This window comes from Vibrio sp. 10N.247.310.98 (assembly GCF_041467395.1).
Taxonomy (GTDB): domain Bacteria; phylum Pseudomonadota; class Gammaproteobacteria; order Enterobacterales; family Vibrionaceae; genus Vibrio; species Vibrio crassostreae_C.
Genome location: NZ_JBFSUL010000015.1, coordinates 63,906 through 81,330, shown reverse-complemented (window position 1 = coordinate 81,330; position 17,425 = coordinate 63,906). Strand labels below are relative to the sequence as shown.

At 45.2% G+C, this 17,425-nt stretch carries 11 protein-coding genes, 2 pseudogenes and 1 riboswitch; of the genes and pseudogenes, 5 read left to right on the top strand and 8 right to left on the bottom strand.

Features of this window, described 5'->3' with window-relative positions; all coding sequences use genetic code 11:
• Positions 1–88: 88 nt before the first annotated feature.
• The 3 genes and pseudogenes from AB6E78_RS08525 (at position 89) to tadA (ending at position 3,847) form a co-directional block, all read left to right on the top strand.
• Positions 89–1,651, top strand: a complete 1,563-nt coding sequence (locus AB6E78_RS08525) for an AbgT family transporter (protein WP_017059875.1) — start codon at positions 89–91, stop codon at positions 1,649–1,651.
• 215 nt (positions 1,652–1,866) lie between these two features.
• Positions 1,867–3,156 (top strand): hemolysin family protein, encoded by a 1,290-nt coding sequence (locus AB6E78_RS08520; RefSeq protein ID WP_017067641.1) that lies wholly within the window; start codon positions 1,867–1,869, stop codon positions 3,154–3,156.
• Between the two features lie 86 nt (positions 3,157–3,242).
• Positions 3,243–3,847 (top strand): annotated as a pseudogene (tadA, locus tag AB6E78_RS08515) (tRNA adenosine(34) deaminase TadA).
• Between the two features lie 61 nt (positions 3,848–3,908).
• Here the strand turns inward: tadA and AB6E78_RS08510 are convergent.
• Positions 3,909–4,040, bottom strand: a complete 132-nt coding sequence (locus tag AB6E78_RS08510; protein WP_017059878.1) for a hypothetical protein — start codon at positions 4,038–4,040, stop codon at positions 3,909–3,911.
• Between the two features lie 316 nt (positions 4,041–4,356).
• Positions 4,357–5,925, bottom strand: a complete 1,569-nt coding sequence (gene mltF / locus AB6E78_RS08505; RefSeq protein ID WP_372133022.1) for a membrane-bound lytic murein transglycosylase MltF — start codon at positions 5,923–5,925, stop codon at positions 4,357–4,359.
• A gap of 329 nt (positions 5,926–6,254) precedes the next feature.
• On the opposite strand from mltF, the gene purL reads away from it, so the two are divergent.
• Positions 6,255–10,163, top strand: a complete 3,909-nt coding sequence (purL, locus tag AB6E78_RS08500) for a phosphoribosylformylglycinamidine synthase (RefSeq protein ID WP_372133019.1) — start codon at positions 6,255–6,257, stop codon at positions 10,161–10,163.
• A gap of 811 nt (positions 10,164–10,974) precedes the next feature.
• A complete protein-coding gene (locus AB6E78_RS08495; RefSeq protein ID WP_102320243.1) occupies positions 10,975–11,925 on the top strand; it encodes a GGDEF domain-containing protein in 951 nt (316 codons plus the stop codon).
• Between the two features lie 318 nt (positions 11,926–12,243).
• Here the strand turns inward: AB6E78_RS08495 and dapD are convergent, their stop codons facing one another.
• The 6 genes and pseudogenes from dapD to AB6E78_RS08465 all read right to left on the bottom strand — a co-directional run bounded on the left by dapD (position 12,244) and on the right by AB6E78_RS08465 (position 17,293).
• On the bottom strand, positions 12,244–13,275 hold the full coding sequence (dapD, locus tag AB6E78_RS08490; RefSeq protein WP_017059885.1) for a 2,3,4,5-tetrahydropyridine-2,6-dicarboxylate N-succinyltransferase: 1,032 nt from the start codon (positions 13,273–13,275) through the stop codon (positions 12,244–12,246).
• A gap of 258 nt (positions 13,276–13,533) precedes the next feature.
• Positions 13,534–13,677 (bottom strand): annotated as a pseudogene (locus AB6E78_RS08485) (MarC family protein); the annotation flags it as partial.
• 197 nt (positions 13,678–13,874) lie between these two features.
• The gene (locus AB6E78_RS08480) at positions 13,875–14,864 is read right to left on the bottom strand and encodes a GGGtGRT protein (protein ID WP_372131433.1); all 990 of its coding nucleotides are present in this window, start codon (positions 14,862–14,864) and stop codon (positions 13,875–13,877) included.
• A 23-nt stretch (positions 14,865–14,887) separates the two neighbouring features.
• Positions 14,888–15,580 carry an iron-sulfur cluster assembly scaffold protein gene (locus AB6E78_RS08475; protein WP_017071044.1) on the bottom strand — a complete coding sequence of 231 codons (693 nt, stop codon included), beginning with the start codon at positions 15,578–15,580 and terminating at the stop codon, positions 14,888–14,890.
• Positions 15,581–15,774: 194 nt separating this feature from the next.
• A riboswitch (Fluoride riboswitch) is annotated at positions 15,775–15,859 on the bottom strand.
• Between the two features lie 155 nt (positions 15,860–16,014).
• The gene (locus tag AB6E78_RS08470) at positions 16,015–16,308 is read right to left on the bottom strand and encodes a YebG family protein (protein ID WP_008223840.1); all 294 of its coding nucleotides are present in this window, start codon (positions 16,306–16,308) and stop codon (positions 16,015–16,017) included.
• Positions 16,309–16,396: 88 nt separating this feature from the next.
• Complete coding sequence (locus AB6E78_RS08465; protein WP_050645516.1) at positions 16,397–17,293, bottom strand: LysR family transcriptional regulator; 897 nt, start codon at positions 17,291–17,293, stop codon at positions 16,397–16,399.
• Positions 17,294–17,425 lie beyond the last annotated feature (132 nt).

The following is a 17,425-nucleotide window of genomic DNA, read 5'->3' as shown; positions in this document are numbered from 1 at the left end:
GACTTTAATAGAATATGTGCTGTACCAATAGGCCGTGGTCAAAACTTATATTAGGCCTAAACAAAACAACATCACATATGGAGTTACAATGAGTAACCAAGCCGTAAAAAAAGCACCATCGACTGAGAAGATCAGTGGTATGGACCGCTTTCTAAACTTCATTGAACGCGCCGGCAACAAAATTCCAGATCCAGCAATCCTGTTCTTCTGGGCTCTAGTTATTGTATGGGTAGCATCTGCACTTTTATCGAATCTTTCATTCGACTTAATCAACCCTCAAACGGGTGCTGCTCTAGAAGTAAATAACCTACTGACTGGTGAAGCGCTTGCTAGCTTCCTAGCGAATATGGTTACCACGTTCACAGGCTTCGCACCTCTAGGCATCGTACTTGTTGCTATGCTAGGTGTTGGCGTTGCTGACTCTTCAGGCTTCATTACGACTGGCCTTAAGAAGATGCTTAACTTCACGCCAGCTAAGCTACTAACGCCGATGCTAATCTTGGTTGCTATCGTGTCTCACACAGCAGCTGATGCAGGTTACGTTCTAGTAATCCCTCTTGGCGGTATCATCTTCCACGCTGCGGGTCGTCACCCTCTAGCGGGTATTGCAGCAGCGTTTGCTGGTGTATCAGGTGGTTTCTCAGCGAACTTTATCCCTTCAGGTATTGATCCGCTACTAGCTGGTTTCACTCAAACAGCGGCAAACGTTCTTGACCCTGCATATGTGATCAACCCTCTAGCGAACATCTTCTTTACTGGTTTGTCTTCAATTCTAATTGTGGCAATTGGTTGGTACGTTACAGAGAAAATTATCGAGCCTCGTCTTGCTAATACGCCTGTAGATGAAGATGCAGAACAAGCACCTGATCTAGGTACGTTCACAGCCATTGAATCTAAAGCATTCAAATTCGCTGGTTGGGCAATGGTTGCCGGTATTGGTCTGCTTATCGCGGCTCTAATGCCTGAAAACTCAGCACTTCGTTCACCTGAAGGCGAATTAACGGCGTTCTCAGCACCAGTAATGAAGTCTATCGTTCCTCTGATCTTCATCCTGTTTATTATTCCGGGTATCGTCTACGGCCGTGTAGCGGGTACATTCAAGAATAGTAATGATGTTATCAAAGCAATGTCTGAGACGATGGCAACGATGGGCGCATACATTGTAATGTCGTTCTTCTGTGCTCAGTTCCTATCTGCATTCGCTCAATCAAACATCGGTACTATGCTGGCACTTTACGGTGCTGAAGGCTTGAAAGCGATGGACCTTCCAGGTGAAGCAACGGTTGTTGGTATGATTCTACTAACGGCTGCAGTTAACCTTCTTGTTGGTTCTGCTTCAGCTAAGTGGGCACTGATTGGTCCTATCCTAGTTCCAATGCTAATGGTTGTGGGTATCTCTCCTGAGCTATCTCAAGCGGCTTACCGTGTAGGTGACTCAGTGTCTAACATCATCTCTCCACTAATGGTGTTCTTCCCACTGGTTGTTGTTTACTGTCAGCGCTACGTTAAGTCGACAGGTATCGGTACTCTAGCTTCTCTAATGATGCCATTCTCGATTGCGATGTTAATCGGTTGGTCTATCTTCTTGCTAGCTTACTGGGCTCTTGGTATCCCACTAGGTATCCAAGCACCTTACACTTACACAATGTAAGATTGAACTAAGTAAAACTAAGCTTTTATTCATTGCTAAGCCCGCACCGAAATGTGCGGGCTTTTTTTCGCTATTTTTTCCGTTTTTTATATCCAAGGTTTTTATATCCAAAACTTTCTATATCCAAAACTTTTTATATTCAAAATAAAGGCACTCAGCTTATACTCCGGATTACGGCTAATTGTTGGCCGGTAAATTTAGGAAATCCAAGCCACATGAAAATTCTGCTTTTAGTAGGGTTAATTGTTTTAAATGGTCTGTTTGCCATGTCTGAGATTGCATTGGTAGCAGCAAAAAATAGTCGGCTGAAACGCTTAGCCGAAAAACACCGCTCCGCTCAGGTTGCTCTTGATCTCAAAGAAAACCCAACCCGCTTCCTCTCTACAATCCAAATCGGTATCACGGTAATCGGCCTACTCAGCGGGATTGTGGGTGAGGCGACGCTATCGGCTCCACTAGCCGTTCAACTTGAACTGTGGGGACTAGACCCAACACAAGCGAACATCTTGTCTACTGCGGTTGTGGTGGTAGGTATTACTTATTTCGCTATCGTTGTCGGTGAGTTGGTACCAAAGCGTTTTGCTCAGTCTCAAGCTGAAAACATTGCTGTGTTAGTCGCGCTGCCAATCTTCTGGTTATCTAAAATCGCGACGCCGTTTGTGTTTGCGTTGTCGGCTTCAACGGAAGGTATTCTTAAGTTGATGGGCCGAGGCGGTGAAGAAGATAGCGTTACCGAAGATGATATCCATGCACTTGTGAAAGAGGGCTCAGAATCGGGTGTGATTGAACGCGGCGAACAAGAGATGATTCGTAATATCTTGCAGCTTGATGATCGTCTTGTGAGCTCATTGATGACTCCGCGTCGAGACATCGACTTTCTGGATGTCGACCAACCCGTTGAGCAGATATTAAAGAAACTGCGTTCATCAAAACACAGTGTGTTTCCATTGTGCCAAGATCACCTCAATAAAGTGGTGGGTACAGTGTCAGCCAAAGCCTTGCTGAATCAGGCGGGCAATCTAAGCATTCAAGTGATCATGGGGCTGTCTCGCTCGCCGATCTATGTTCCAGAATCGATGAAAGCTCTGCGTCTACTTGGCTACTTTAAAGAGTCGGGCACCGAGATGGCATTCATTGTCGACGAGTATGGCGATGTTCAAGGTCTTGTGACTCATTACGATATTCTTGAGGCGATTGCTGGCGAGCTATCGAATAATCCGAACGATCTTTGGACCGAGCAAGTGGAAGACGGTTTGTTGGTGGATGGATTGATTCCTATCAGTGAACTGAAGAACCGTTTAGAGCTATCGGATTTTGAGGGCGAAAGCGAGAGCTTCCAAACGTTGAATGGCCTTGTGACTTGGTTAATAGGGCGCTTACCGGATGCAGGCGAAGTTGTTCAATACCAGCAGTGGCAGTTTGAAATTATCTCTGTTGAGAACAATCGCATTGTGAGTATCAAAGCGACGCCAATAGCCGATGACATAGAAGACGCTAATAGCTAACAGTTCGACCAACCAGCAAGCGGCAATGGTTCATTGTCTGTTGTTGTCTATTACCTCTTTATTGTTCATTATCTCTAAGATTAGGTATGCTTCACCGCATACCTATTTTCGTTTTTATCCTTTGTTTCTGGAGTTCCCTTTGTCAGACCATCAATTCACCCCTCAAGATGAAATCTTCATGCGACGTGCCATCGAGGTGGCTACGCAAGCAGAGAGCGAGGGAGAGGTTCCTGTTGGTGCAGTATTAGTAAAAGATGGGGAGATTATCTCTGAAGGATGGAACCGTTCGATTGGCAGCCACGATGCTACGGCACACGCAGAAATTGAAACCTTGCGTAAAGCCGGTCAAACCTTAGAAAACTATCGGCTACTCGATACCACTTTATACGTTACGCTAGAGCCTTGCCCAATGTGCGCAGGTGCCTTGCTACACAGCCGAGTAAAGCGCATTGTGTTTGGTGCTCCAGACTTAAAAGCAGGCGCTGCAGGTACAGTGTTGAATTTGTTTGAAAGCCAGGCCTCATACCACTATGCCGACGTTGAACATGGTTTGTTAGAGGAAGAGTGCCGTGAGCAATTACAAGCGTTTTTCAAGCGTCGTAGAAAAGAGATAAAAGAGAAGCGAAAGCAAGAACGTCTGTTGGAAGAGCAGCGTTTAGAAGCAGAGATGAAGGCTGGCAATAAGAAATAGCAGCGTACTTTCGGCACTCTCTATCGCAAGAGTGCCAAGCAAACTGACTGAGTAACTACATTTACTCAGCAATCATCTGCATGAAAGCGCGATTGCGCCAAATGATCTTCTTCTTATTATTTGAAAGCATACGCTTACGACGGTTTGCAGCAACGGTCTTATCAAGGCGTTTCGATTTCAGTTTCTTCATCATTTCAATGATTTCCTATTTGTCGTCTGACTTTTTAGTTTGGACTAACGATTTAATTATAGTGTTATTCGTTTGTTTGGCCTGTCGCACGCTTGGCTTAAATAGAAGAGCAGTTCTAGTCTAAAGCCAGCATTGCAGTGCAACAGAGCATAATCTTGATTGTGGTGTGCCGTTATAAGGTTCGATTGTTACTGCAATATGACACTCTAGATCTCATCATCATTTTCTTGCCTGCTTCCCTTATCCCTTAGTGACGAAAGAAGAGTCGAAAAAAGACAATAAAAAAGAGCAATGCTAGATGGCATTGCTCTTTTGGGTTTTACTGTGAAGGCTCAGAACTGCTTACTGTCGACTGAGCTGCGCTGATACTCGATTCAGCACCTGAGGTTTCTAAAGGTGGGATCACCACCAAACCTTCAAGGGTCGCTTCTTGTTCTTTATTGCGCTTATTTACATGGCCAATAATGCTTTGGTAATAACGGCGAATGTTTTCAACGTAGTTTCTCGCTTCATCACCACGCGCATACCCATATCGAGTTTGGCTGTAGTACTTCTTCTGTCTTAACAGAGGCAATCTGTCTTTCACATCGCCCCAAGCATCAGGATCTCCTCCTTGTGCCTTCGTGAGGCGACGCGCGTCCATCATGTGCCCGTAACCGACATTGTATGAAGCAAGTGCAAACCAGATCTTTTCGTGTTGAGTGATTGAATCTGGTACTCGGTTCACGATACGACGCAGGTACTCAACACCGCCTTGTACCGACTGGTTCGGGTCGAGACGGTTGGTTACCCCAACACTCTTCGCGGTGGGCAGTGTCAACATCATCATGCCACGAACACCCGTTGGTGAGCGCGCAACAGGGTTCCAGTGTGATTCTTGGTAGGCCAAAGCGGCAATCAAGCGCCAATCAAATTCTTGAGAGTACCTTTGAAATAGCGGCGACCATTTTGGCAACTTGCTGTCCAGTGCGCGGATAAAGGCACGAGTATCAACGTAGTCAAAAGTGCCGATGTGGCCGATGTATTTCTCTTCTAGTGAAGCCAGTTCACCAGACTGTTTTAGGTTACCGAAGAACTCAATCAACAGAGCATAAAGGCTTTCATCTTCAGACTTCTGCAAATACCAAGAGATAGGTTGGTCTTCTGTCAGTTCAAAAGCCAAAGCTACGTCTGGGTATAAACGTTGTGCCAGTGACAGCTCAATTGAGTCCGCAACCGTAAATAAGCGCTCGCCAGTCGATACTTCTTTGAGCAGGTCGTTGATATCAGCATTGCCGACCGCATCATAGATAAAGTCATCGTGTGTTTTCTGCAGCTGCTTTAGTGTTGGCTCAAAGTGTGAGTCTTTCACCACAACCAAAGATGGCGTTAATGTGTCAGTAGACGCCGCCTCTTCTGATTCAGTTTGTGCTTTAACAAAGTCAACCTGACGCTCATTCTCGAAATTGATCAGTTGTTCAAGGTTTCTCGGTCGCCACTGGCCTTTTTTGTATACGACCTGTTGGCTTACGTAGTAATAAGCAGGCGCGGCGCGGTAAGCGCGTGTCAGTTTGTTGTTTTGCGTTAAGCCGGTCGCGATAAGATCGATTTCGCCTTTCTGCAGTGCAGGGAACAAGCCAGACAAACGGTAAGCGGGTTTAACCTCAAGCTTTACACCAAGCTCCTGCGCAAATTCACGAGCTAATTCGTAATCCAAGCCAGCAGGACCATCAGGACCGATGTAATAAGAGAGTTGGTTATTTAGGGTGCCGACACGAAGAACGCCACGATCTCGTATCTGCTCAAGGACACTTTTAGGTTCAGATTCAATCTGGCATCCAGCCAACCCAAATAGGACGATGGCGAGCAGAAGGAACTTAGACGAAAAGATGAGCGTAAATTTAGGCATCAAAATGAAATCTCGAAAAGTGGAAGCTCCTTTATACCAAACCCCGCAAGGCTGGCAAAGCAGGTTTAATTAAACAGTTGTAAAAGTGGTGATAAATGCAGCAAAAGTACCATTTACGCAGAAAGATAAAAAAAATCACGCAAACGGTTGCTTTTGGTGTTACGTCACAAAAAGAAATGCTTTATAATGCGCTCGCATTGAAGAGGTGGGATCGGCATAGGTTTTTAAACCTTCGGGAATAGCTTCGAAGAAAACAGTTAGGTTTTTCCTTTAACCCACTGAATTTATTCCAATACTACCTTAATCAACTGCATAAGAGACGTAAGCACATGAGAATTTTGCGTGGCTCCCCAGCTCTATCTGAGTTTCGTGTTAACAAGCTTTTAGAGCTTTGTCGTGAATTAAGCTTACCTGTAACAGGTATTTACGCTGAGTTTGCCCACTTTGCTGATCTAACGGCAGACCTAGATGAGTCTGAAGTTGAGAAGCTAGAAAAGCTACTGACTTACGGTCCAACGATTGAAGAGCATGAACCTGAAGGTTTACTGCTGCTTGCAACGCCACGCCCAGGCACTATCTCGCCTTGGTCTTCAAAATCAACAGATATCGCACACAACTGCGGACTGGCTAAAGTGTCACGTCTAGAGCGCGGTACTGCTTTCTACATTGAAACCTCTGCTGAACTTTCTGAACTTCAACTTGTTGAGCTGAAAGCAATCCTGCACGACCGTATGATGGAAGTGGTTTTCACTGACTTCGAATCAGCGGCGGCACTATTTACCGTTGCTGAGCCTGCTCCTTATGCGGAAGTTGACCTACTAACTGGTGGACGTAAAGCGCTTGAAAAAGCAAACGTTACCCTAGGTCTTGCACTTGCAGAAGATGAGATTGATTACCTTCTTGAAAGCTTCACTGAGAAGCTAGGTCGTAACCCGACTGACATCGAGCTAATGATGTTTGCACAAGCGAACTCAGAGCACTGTCGTCACAAGATCTTTAACGCTGATTGGACTATCGATGGCGTTAAGCAAGAAAAATCATTGTTCAAGATGATTAAGAACACCTTTGAAACGACACCAGAACACGTTCTGTCTGCTTATAAAGATAACGCAGCGGTAATGACAGGTTCTGAAGTCGGTCGTTTCTTCCCAGATCCAGAAACTCGTCAGTACAACTACCACCAAGAGAAAACACACATCTTGATGAAAGTTGAAACGCACAACCACCCAACGGCAATCTCTCCGTGGCCGGGCGCATCGACAGGTTCAGGCGGTGAAATCCGTGATGAAGGCGCGACAGGTATTGGTGGTAAGCCAAAAGCAGGTCTGGTTGCTTTCTCAGTATCTAACCTTAAGATCCCGAACTTCGTTCAACCTTGGGAAACTGACTTTGGTAAGCCGAGCCGTATTGTTACTGCTTTGGATATCATGCTTGAAGGACCTCTTGGTGGTGCAGCATTCAACAACGAATTTGGTCGCCCAAACCTATTAGGTTACTTCCGTACTTACGAAGAGAAAGTAAACTCTCACGCAGGTGAAGAAGTACGTGGTTACCACAAGCCAATCATGCTGGCTGGTGGTCTAGGTAACATTCGTGATGATCATGTTCAGAAGAAAGAGATCCCAGTAGGTGCAAGCCTAATCGTTCTTGGTGGTCCTGCGATGAACATCGGCCTTGGCGGCGGTGCGGCATCTTCAATGGATTCGGGTTCTTCTTCAGAAGATCTTGATTTCGCTTCTGTACAACGTGAAAACCCAGAGATGGAACGTCGTTGTCAGGAAGTGATCGACCGTTGTTGGCAGCTAGGTGATGCGAACCCAATCGCATTTATCCACGATGTGGGCGCGGGCGGCATCTCGAATGCACTTCCTGAGCTAGTAGACGACGGCGAGCGTGGCGGTATCTTTAACCTACGTGATGTGCCAAACGATGAGCCGGGCATGAGCCCACTTGAGATCTGGTGTAACGAATCTCAAGAGCGTTACGTAATGGCGGTTGCTGATAAAGACATGGCAACATTCGACGCAATTTGTAAGCGTGAACGTGCACCATATGCCGTGGTGGGTAAAGCAACAGAAGAACGTGAACTTAAACTAGAAGATTCACACTTCGACAACACGCCAATCGATATGCCTATGGACATCCTATTAGGTAAAACACCTAAGATGCACCGTGACGCGAAAACGCTAAAAGCGAACAACCCTGCGATTGACCGCTCTGGCATCGAGATGAACGAAGCGGTTGACCGTGTTCTTCGCTTGCCAACTGTCGCTGAGAAAACATTCCTTATTACTATCGGTGACCGCTCGGTAACAGGCCTTGTAGCTCGTGACCAAATGGTTGGCCCATGGCAGGTTCCTGTTGCTAACTGTGCGGTTACGGCAGCAAGCTACGATTCTTACCACGGTGAAGCGATGTCTCTTGGTGAGCGTACGCCAGTGGCACTACTAGACTTCGGCGCATCGGCTCGTCTAGCGGTTGGTGAAGCAATCACAAACATCGCTGCGACCAACATCGGCGATATCAAACACATTAAATTGTCGGCGAACTGGATGTCTCCAGCAGGTCACCCAGGTGAAGATGCAGGTCTTTACGAAGCAGTGAAAGCGGTTGGTGAAGAACTATGTCCAGCTCTGGGTCTAACTATCCCAGTGGGTAAAGACTCAATGTCGATGAAGACTAAGTGGGAAGAGAATGGCGAGCAGAAAGAAGTAACGTCTCCGCTATCTCTTGTTATCACTGCGTTTGCACGTGTTGAAGATGTTCGTAAGACGATTACTCCTCAGCTTCGCACTGACAAAGGTAATACAAGCCTAGTTCTTATCGACCTAGGTAACGGCAAAAACCGTATGGGTGCAACAGCACTTGCACAGGTTTACAAGCAGCTTGGTGACAAGCCAGCAGACGTAGACAACGCAGCGCAACTAAAAGGTTTCTACGAAGGCGTTCAAGCACTTGTAGCGAACGACCAAGTTGTCGCTTACCACGATAAAGGCGATGGTGGTCTATTCGTAACGCTAGCAGAAATGGCATTCGCAGGTCACTGTGGTGTTAATGCAAACATTGAAGCGTTAGGTGAAGACACGCTAGCAGCACTGTTCAACGAAGAGCTAGGTGCAGTAATCCAAGTCCGTAACGACGACCTAGACGCAGTACTTTCTACTCTTGCAGCTAACGGTCTAGAAGCATGTTCTCATGTGATTGGCAGCGTTGTTGGTGAAGGGGAAGCATCAGATGAACTAGTGATTAAGTCTGGCGAGTCTGTAGTGATTGAACGTAACCGTACTGAACTACGTACTATCTGGGCTGAGACAACGCACAAGATGCAAGGTCTGCGTGATAACCCAGTATGTGCTGACCAAGAACACGAAGCGAAGAAAGACAACTCGGACCCAGGTCTGAACGTGACACTGAGCTTTGACGTAAACGAAGACATCGCAGCGCCGTTCATCAACACAGGTGCTAAGCCTAAGATGGCGATTCTACGTGAGCAGGGTGTTAACTCTCACGTTGAAATGGCAGCAGCATTCGACCGTGCAGGCTTCGAAGCAACTGATATTCACATGAGCGACATCCTAACAGGTCAAGCGGTACTAGAAGAATACAACGGCCTTGTGGCATGTGGTGGCTTCTCTTACGGTGATGTACTAGGTGCTGGTGAAGGTTGGGCGAAGTCGGTTTTGTTTAATGACTCGACTCGTGACCAGTTTGAAAACTTCTTCAAGCGTGAAGATACCTTCTCTCTAGGTGTGTGTAACGGTTGTCAGATGCTGTCGAATCTACGTGAACTTATCCCAGGTGCGGAGTACTGGCCACGTTTCGTTCGCAACGAATCTGAGCGCTTTGAAGCACGTTTCAGCCTAGTAGAAGTTCAGAAGTCAGATTCTGTATTCTTCAACGGCATGGAAGGTTCTCGTATGCCAATCGCTGTTTCTCACGGTGAAGGCCGCGTAGAAGTACGTGATAACGACCACCTAAACGCGATTGAAAACTCAGGTACGGTTGCTCTACGTTACGTTGATAACAACGGTAACCAAACGCAGCAATACCCGAATAACCCGAATGGTTCGCCAAACGCTATCACAGGTTTAACAACGACTGACGGCCGCGTGACAATTATGATGCCTCACCCAGAGCGTGTATTCCGTACGGTTGCAAACTCTTGGTCTCCGGAAGGTTGGGGCGAGAATGGCGCTTGGATGCGTATGTTCCAAAACGCACGTAAGAACGTGGGTTAATTGAAAACGATTTAAACAGTGTTATCGGGACAATAACCACAAGCGCAGATCGAAAGGTCTGCGCTTTTTTTGGTGGTGAGTGTGGTGTAGGGATCACCGTATAGTGGATGTGTGTATAACAAACTTTTGGACAAAAGCTTGCTAGAGTTATTGTACTAGTCGATAGTAATACACATTAGATTTTGTAGGGGTAGTGAAGGAATCTAACGAATGCCCTCACTCCATTGACCATCACATGTGTTACCCGCAGTGGTTTAACCTTTTAATTTGTAGCCAAATTAACTATTTCACTACACCACGTCACAGACTATTGTAATATTTACATCACACCGCCAAAAAGAAAGTAACACGATGATTTAAAAAGAAAATCAAACAAGACTCCATAATGATACCCTTCCTTATACCCTGTAATTACTAAGATGCATAATATACAGGGGAATAGCATATTAAATACCACTATTTTAGGAAGCTACACTCTAAAACTATTTATGGTTACTTTTGAAGGCAGAGAACTCCAAACAACTGGTGGAATGTGACCGTAACAATTTACTCGCTAAGTCGCAATGGGGCACATTGCGAGATAGAAAATGTTGTTGGTTCACTCTAAATTAGTGGCCAAATTCACTTAGCCACAACAACTTGCTTAATTATACATATATCCACTATCAGTAGACCTAAAATACCAACTTCGATTGGCTTAGGTAATGAAGGTAGTGACTTGGTTTAGGTGGCCAAGTCAGCTATCTTTCATATTGACGGACAATTTAACGCTGACATTTTGTGAGCCCCCGAAAAATAAGAGAGCAGATATATGCAAAGTAATTTCCTCAGTCACTTCATGTCCTTATTATCTATTACTAGCGATTACATCTACTTTAAGGATATGAATTATAGGTTCATATTGTGCAGTCAGAACTTTGCAGAGCTTGTCGGGAAAAACTCATGGAGGGAACTTCACGATAAAGATGACTTTGATCTGTTTCCTCATGAACATGCATTAATGTATCGTAAGGAAGATGAGAAAATAATCGAAGGTCGAATACAGAAAACAACCTCAATCGAACCTTATACAGATAATGAGGGAAATGAGGGCTGGGTATCTACCTGTAAATGGCCTCTTTACAAAGATGGAGGAAGTGAGTTGATAGGAATGTTCGGTATTAGTCGTGATATTACTGAGCAAGTAAAGCTTCAAAAACTTCTTGACCTTAAGGAAAAAGAATTAGTTGAGGCAAATATAAAATTAAAGGAGCTTAGCGAGATTGATCCTTTGACAGGGCTATATAATCGTCGTATTTATTCAGCATATTTAAAAAAAATTTCAGCCTTAGCAATGCGATCTGGTGAGCCCTTGTCACTTCTGATTATAGATATTGATAATTTCAAAAACTACAATGATAATTATGGTCATGCTGCGGGGGATACAACGCTAAAGATAATTTCTAGCCAATTAAGAAAAAATGTGTATAGAGATTCTGATCTACTAGTAAGGTATGGTGGAGAAGAGTTTGTGGCTGTATTGCCCAATACTAACCTCCGTGATGCAAAATATGTCGCAGAAAGAATAAGAAAAAATATACAAGCTGAAGCAATGACTCATGAATACTCTACCGATGCAGGTGTTGTCACGGTAAGTATTGGCATTTCTACTATCAAAGGAAAAGTTATTGATACCGATAACTTGTTTTTACAAGCTGACAATTCCCTTTATAAGGCTAAAACATCGGGAAGGAATAGGTGTGAAGCCTTTTGTTGTGGCTAAGTAATGTTGGCCACTAATTTATAGTTCCTAGGGCGCTTTGGGGCGAAAGCGATTTAGCTAATTACTATCACGTTAGGCTAAATAATCTCTTTAACTGATAGTGTAGTGGATTAGCAAATTTGGTTAGATAGTTAGAGTTCTAGGCATGAAAAAAAGTAAGTCAAATGATGCTTTAGTGAAGAGTTTGTTCAATCGGTCGAAACACACAATGGGGCAAATAATGATTCCCAGAACATACAAAAAAGCCGCTGGATTGAACCCCAGCGGCTTATTATTTTCTAGCATCTAGCATCTAGCATCTAGCATCTAGTGCTTAGATTAGTTGTTGCTGTGCAGCTCGCTGTTTAGCTCAACCGCAGACTTGTTCGCTAGGCACTCGATTTGGCCTGTGATTGAGTTGCGACGGAACAGAAGATCAGACACGCCAGCAAGATCGCGAGCTTTAATGATTTCTACTTCATTGCCTTCTTTATCTAGCATGCGAACCTTAGTACCCGCAGTCACGTAAAGACCAGACTCAACTGTACAACGGTCACCCATAGGGAAGCCAAGACCCGCGTTTGCGCCTAGTAGGCAGTTTTCGCCGATAGAGATAACCATCGTACCGCCACCAGACAGAGTACCCATGATAGAAGCGCCGCCGCCGATGTCTGAACCGTTACCTACAACAACACCCGCAGAGATACGACCTTCAACCATGCTCACGCCAGTTGTACCAGCATTGAAGTTGATGAAACCTTCGTGCATTACTGTTGTGCCTTCGCCTACGTGTGCGCCAAGACGAACACGAGAAGTGTCAGCAATACGAATACCTGTTGGTACTACGTAGTCCACCATTTTAGGGAACTTGTCTACGCAATCTACAGACAGAGCACGACCTGCAAGGCGAGCTTCGATTTGACGCTCAGCCAGCTCAGGTAGGTCGATAGGGCCTTCGTTTGTCCATGCGATGTTGTGCAGTAGACCGAAGATGCCGTCCAGTACCGTACCGTGTGGTTGTACTAGGCGGTTAGAGATAAGTTGTAGCTTTAGGAAGCCTTCAGCAACTGATGCTGGCTTCTCGTCAGTAGCAAGAACAACAAGAACAAGTGGCTGTTCAGACGCTGCCGCTTTTTCTGCGAAAGATGCGTTAGCTGCATCATCGTTTGCTGCGAATGCTTTCGCCAGTTCTGCGCTTTGTGCAGCAGAGATTTCGATAGCTTGGTTGCCTTCAGCGTAACCTGACACTTCAGCTACAGCTGCTACAAGAGCGTCGCTTGGGTTTAGAAGCGGGTTAGGGAAGAACGCTTCAATGATTTTATTGTCGCGATTTTTGGTTGCCGTACCGAAGGCTAGTGAAAAATAAGCCATGTTGAATCTCCATGTGTTGAGTCTTGATTTTGCTATTCCAAAACAACGGCTCGAATAACAAGCGCTGCCGTTAGCAAAGTTAATTTAATTGCGTTCATCATAAAGAGAGCGCCCTCGTTATGAAAGGGCGTATCGGGATAAAGTCTGTAAAATGATATTGCTTGTCTTTTGAGAGATAGTTTTCTGCAATGAGAAAACACTGCAGATCAACACAAATTGATTGGTGCGTTAATCAACATTCTCCTGTGAATCCCCTCTTTAGATAAACAGTGCCTTATAAGCTTGCTCAATCCCTTCAATCAACATCTGCATACCGATTACCGCGAGTATCAACCCCATCATTCGAGTAATCACGTTCAGTGCGCTTGGTCCAACGGCTTTAACGAAGCGCTCGCCAAATACGACAGCAGAATGTATTTAATCTTAGATACAAATAATTATTAGAAATAGATAGTAGAGCAAGTGTGAATAAAAAACAGCCAGCATAAGGCTGGCTGTTTGGTTTTAGTGATAGGTGTAGAGTTTTAGTCGTCCGTTATTGCTTGATTCTCAACTAACAGACTCTACATAACAGGCAGATTGTGGGACTCACTTTGTCGTTATGCGTGTTGAGATTCACTCACTGCCACAGCCAATGCAACCGTCGATCCGACCATTGGGTTGTTGCCCATGCCGATGAAGCCCATCATCGCCACGTGAGCAGGAACTGAAGAGCTACCTGCGAACTGAGCATCAGCGTGCATTCTGCCCATGGTATCGGTCATGCCGTAAGACGCTGGGCCTGCTGCTACGTTATCTGGGTGCAATGTTCGACCTGTACCGCCGCCTGAAGCAACTGAGAAGTATGGCAAACCTTGGCGAGTGCGTTCTGCTTTGTAGATACCCGCTACTGGGTGTTGGAAGCGAGTAGGGTTGGTTGAGTTACCCGTAATACTGACATCCACCTCTTCTCTGTGCATGATAGCCACACCTTCACGAACATCATCAGCGCCGTAACACAAGATGTCGCCGCGAGGGCCTTGTGAGAAACGGCGACGTTCTGTTTCAACAAGTTCACCTGTTTGGTAATCGTATTGAGTGCGCACGTAAGTGAAGCCGTTGATGCGTGAGATAAGATAAGCGGCATCTTTACCTAGGCCATTTAAGATCACTTTCAATGGGTTTTGACGTGATTTGTTGACGTTTAGTGCGATTTTGATCGCACCTTCTGCTGCAGCAAAAGATTCGTGACCCGCAAGGAAGGCGAAGCAGTGACTTTCTTCATTGAGAAGACGAGCGGCTAGCGCGCCATGTCCAATACCAACTTGGCGTTGTTCAGCAACACTGCCAGGTTTGGTGAATGCTTGAAGACCTTCACCAATAATATTAGCGGCTTGTTCTGCGCTGGTGGCTTTACGAAATAGCGCCAGTGCTGAGCCTAGGATATAAGCATCGGCAGCGCTTTCAAAAGCGATAGGTTGGGTGTCCATCACTAATGCTTTTGGGTCGACATTATGTGATAAACAGTATTGGTTTGCTTGCTCCAACGAGTCGAAGTTCATTTCTGCCAATACGCGAGTTACTGATTCATTAAATTGAGTGTTCATCATATCTTTCCTCTAAATTGGCAAAATTACTGTTGGCGTGGGTTAATAGTGGTCACGGCTTCATCGAAGCGGCCATAGGTCCCTGTCGCAAGGTCGGCCGCTTCATTCGCTGGCACGCCTTGGTTAATCGCCTTCATCATTTTGCCGAGGTTGAGATATTCGTAGCCAATCACTTCGCTGTGATCATCAAGTGCAAGCTTGGTTACGTAACCTTCTGCAAGCTCTAGGTAACGAACGCCTTTTGCTGCGGTTGAGTAGCTGGTGCCAACTTGGCTGCGCTGTGTTTGACCTAAGTCTTCTAGTGCTGCGCCGATCTCTAGGCCACCTTCAGAGAAAGCCGACTGAGTTCGACCGTAAACAAACTGCAGGAAGATTTCGCGCATCGCGACGTTAATCGCGTCACATACCAAGTCAGTATTCAGCGCTTCTAGAATGGTTTTTCCGGTGAGGATTTCCGCAGCCATCGCGGCAGATTGAGTCATACCTGAACAACCAATCGTTTCGATTAATGCTTCTTCGATGATGCCGTTTTTTACGTTAAGAGTCAGTTTTGCAGCACCTTGTTGTGGTGCACAAGTGCCAACACCGTGGCTTAAGCCAGAAATAGCGATGACATCTTTTGGGCTAACCATTGCGCCTTCAACTGGAATTGGAGCTGAATTGTGAAGATCACCCCTTTGAATAGGGCACATTGATTGAATTTCTGAAGAGTAGTGCATAATGTTTTCTCACTTATAGAGCCATTTAAGGCCTAGGGCGTTGAGAAAACAGGACGTGTTGGAAGAGGTGCGGCTAATTCACTACAGATCTTGAGTATCGATAATCCAAAGGTGTCATGGAACTTGGTCTTAATAGACTAAGTCCATTTCAAAATGGAGGAATAGCGATACGTCCAACAGTATTACCTGTTTTCGATTCTGTAGGAGTCATTAGCACTGTTCGGAAAGAACGGGCGGTTGAAGCAAAAGCTTAGGTGGAACCCCATCACCTGATGGCTATAGATTAGATCTTCCTCACACTTTCATGCAAGCGAATGTTTAGAGCGATTTCGACTATAAACAAGCTTCATTATATTTCGATAAGTATAAAAAAACGCCAATAACGAACTCTGATTAGAGGCGTCATTGACGTTTTTTAGAAAGGTATCAGCTAGTTAAGCTGCATCTTCTTCTGCGTCTTCAACAGCTTCAAGCTTCTTAGCTTTTTTCGGAGCTGGCTTACGCTTAGCACCTAATGCGTAAAGAACTTCTTCTTTGTTCTTCGCTAGGTACATTGCAAGTTCTTCTTGCTTGCCTTCATCTTCAACTAAATCGCTTTTGCCTAACAGTTCAAAAAGCTCATCAGCCATATCCAGCATTTTGTCGTATGCGTCAGCTTCGGCTTTAGAGGTAAAAGTCATTTTCTCTTCTCCGTTGCGTTCCACCACGTACTTGACGATAACAGCCATGGTTAATCCTCTAAGTTTGATAAATTTTACTGGCTTTTTATACAGTTTCTGATGTTAAAAGTCCAGTTGGAGCCCTAACAATGCGGCCTCAATCTTGATGTGTAGCCCAGTCTTCACAATAACTCATGAAAGATTTCAGTAGTGGGCTCTGGTATTTGTCCTTGTGTACCAGCATCCAGAAACGTCGTTTCATGTCGAGTGGCACATCGAGCGCTTTCACTCGGCCTGAATCAATCGCTCGTTGCGCCGCCAATCGTGATAAACAAGCGAATCCAAGATTGGCTGAAACTGAATTGATGATCGCTTCAGTGGTGTTGAGTTCAAAGGATTCATACCAATGTTCGATGCGAGGCGCAACGGCACGAAGGAAAAACTCGCGGGTCCCTGAGCCTGATTCACGTAGAATCCAGTGACTATCTTCCAAATCGCTTAAAGTCACTTTTTCTTTGGCAACGAGAGGATGTTGATTACTAACAATAATACACATTTCATCGCTGCTAAACTGACTCGAAATGAGTTCAGGGTGTAATGTTTTTCCTTCAATTAGCGCGATATCAAGTTCATAATCCACCAACTTTTGGCAGATCAGTGCACTGTTTGAAATGAACAAGCTTTGATCCTGATGTTGAGTTCGTTCGCGAAAGCCTGACAAAATAAACGGTGCGACCTGATTACCAATCGTGTCACTCGCGCCGACCTTTAGATTGCCACTTAAAGGCTGATCATCACGGAACAAAACATCAATACCAGCAGCACGATGTAATATTTCATCCGCCAATGGAAGTAACTTATGTCCCTCTTGGTTGAGAATTAATCGGTTGTTGACCCGGTCAAATAGAGAGTGGCCGAGTTGTTTCTCCATTTCGCCTAGTGCCATGCTGACCGCAGCTTTAGACAGAAACAGAGCCTCAGAGGCAGCAGTCAATGTCGAGTGCTGAGTAATAGTGACGAACACTTTGAGCTGTTTTATTGAAATATTAGCCATCAGATTCCTAGTTTTACTCTGCTGGTGAAAATGGATTCTGTTCAGTATTGATGAACACTTGTTATATATAATTGGATATTGTTTAACGAAGCGCAAGCGTATTATGGCTTCAACAAGCTGATGAGTTCACAA

Coding starts and splice junctions, on each gene's coding strand:
- AB6E78_RS08525 (WP_017059875.1), top strand. CDS start 89: ATGAGTAACCAAGCCGTAAAAAAAGCACCATCGACTGAGAAGATCAGT.
- AB6E78_RS08520 (WP_017067641.1), top strand. CDS start 1,867: ATGAAAATTCTGCTTTTAGTAGGGTTAATTGTTTTAAATGGTCTGTTT.
- AB6E78_RS08510 (WP_017059878.1), bottom strand. CDS start 4,040: ATGATGAAGAAACTGAAATCGAAACGCCTTGATAAGACCGTTGCTGCA.
- mltF (WP_372133022.1), bottom strand. CDS start 5,925: ATGCCTAAATTTACGCTCATCTTTTCGTCTAAGTTCCTTCTGCTCGCC.
- purL (WP_372133019.1), top strand. CDS start 6,255: ATGAGAATTTTGCGTGGCTCCCCAGCTCTATCTGAGTTTCGTGTTAAC.
- AB6E78_RS08495 (WP_102320243.1), top strand. CDS start 10,975: ATGCAAAGTAATTTCCTCAGTCACTTCATGTCCTTATTATCTATTACT.
- dapD (WP_017059885.1), bottom strand. CDS start 13,275: ATGGCTTATTTTTCACTAGCCTTCGGTACGGCAACCAAAAATCGCGAC.
- AB6E78_RS08480 (WP_372131433.1), bottom strand. CDS start 14,864: ATGATGAACACTCAATTTAATGAATCAGTAACTCGCGTATTGGCAGAA.
- AB6E78_RS08475 (WP_017071044.1), bottom strand. CDS start 15,580: ATGCACTACTCTTCAGAAATTCAATCAATGTGCCCTATTCAAAGGGGT.
- AB6E78_RS08470 (WP_008223840.1), bottom strand. CDS start 16,308: ATGGCTGTTATCGTCAAGTACGTGGTGGAACGCAACGGAGAAGAGAAA.
- AB6E78_RS08465 (WP_050645516.1), bottom strand. CDS start 17,293: ATGGCTAATATTTCAATAAAACAGCTCAAAGTGTTCGTCACTATTACT.